The sequence below is a fragment of the Tenebrionibacter intestinalis genome (assembly GCF_016632365.1).
GTDB lineage: Bacteria > Pseudomonadota > Gammaproteobacteria > Enterobacterales > Enterobacteriaceae > Tenebrionibacter > Tenebrionibacter intestinalis.
On sequence record NZ_JAEPBH010000129.1, the window covers coordinates 1 to 1,314 of the forward strand.

1 protein-coding gene is annotated in these 1,314 nt (G+C 50.5%); it reads left to right on the forward strand.

Going from position 1 to position 1,314, the window contains the following annotated elements:
- The first annotated feature begins 70 nt into the window (after positions 1-70).
- Entirely contained in the window at positions 71-1,279 is a 1,209-nt protein-coding gene (locus tag JJB97_RS18045; RefSeq protein WP_238715453.1) for an IS256 family transposase, read from the forward strand.
- Positions 1,280-1,314: the final 35 nt, after the last annotated feature.

Sequence of the window (1,314 nt, forward strand, 5' to 3'; positions counted from 1 at the left end):
GAGACTGTAATTAAAATTGTGTAATTGCCTGTTTTTGATATGTTCACTCCTGTAACGGAGACAGGCATTTATGGACGAAAAGAAACTCAAAGCCCTTGCGGCTGAACTGGCTAAAGGCCTCAAAACCGAAGCCGATCTCAATGCTTTTTCCCGCATGTTGACGAAGCTTACCGTCGAAACGGCGCTCAATGCGGAGCTGACTGACCACCTCGGGCATGAGAAAAATGCGCCCAAAACAGGCTCAAACACCCGCAATGGCTACTCGTCAAAAACGGTGTTATGCGATGACGGCGAGATCGAACTGAACACGCCGCGTGACCGTGAAAACACCTTCGAACCACAGCTGATTAAGAAACACCAGACGCGCATTACGCAGATGGACAGCCAGATTTTATCCCTCTACGCCAAAGGCATGACTACCCGCGAAATCGTCGCCACCTTCAAAGAGATGTACGACGCCGATGTGTCACCCACGCTGATATCTAAAGTCACGGACGCCGTAAAAGAGCAGGTCACTGAGTGGCAAAACCGGCAACTGGATGCTCTGTATCCCATTGTTTATATGGACTGTATTGTTGTTAAAGTTCGCCAGAATGGCAGTGTGTTAAACAAAGCTGTTTTCCTGGCGCTGGGGATCAATACTGAAGGCCAGAAAGAGTTACTGGGCATGTGGCTGGCCGAAAATGAAGGAGCAAAGTTCTGGCTAAGCGTGCTGACGGAGCTGAAAAACCGGGGTCTTCAGGACATCCTGATTGCCTGTGTGGATGGTCTGAAGGGCTTCCCGGATGCGATAAACAGCGTCTACCCGCAGACTCACATCCAGTTGTGCATCATCCATATGGTACGTAACAGCCTGAAATACGTCTCCTGGAAGGACTACAAAGCCGTCACCAGCGGGCTAAAAGCAGTTTATCAGGCCCCGACCGAAGAGGCGGCGCTGATGGCGCTGGATGCGTTCGCGGGCGAATGGGACGATAAATATCCGCAAATCAGCAAAAGCTGGCGTGCGCACTGGGAAAATCTGAACACGTTCTTCGGCTACCCGCCGGATATCCGTAAGGCTATCTACACCACGAACGCGATAGAATCGCTGAATAGCGTGATCCGTGCCGCGATTAAGAAACGCAAAGTGTTCCCGACAGATGACTCGGTGCGGAAGGTTATTTATCTGGCGATCAAGGATGCGTCGAAAAAATGGAGTATGCCGATCCAGAACTGGCGGCTGGCAATGAGTCGTTTTATTATTGAGTTCGGTGATCGCCTGAGCGATCACCTTTAATACATTGGCAGTTACACAGAATTACTGACAGGCTC

Coding starts and splice junctions, on each gene's coding strand:
- JJB97_RS18045 (WP_238715453.1), top strand. CDS start 71: ATGGACGAAAAGAAACTCAAAGCCCTTGCGGCTGAACTGGCTAAAGGC.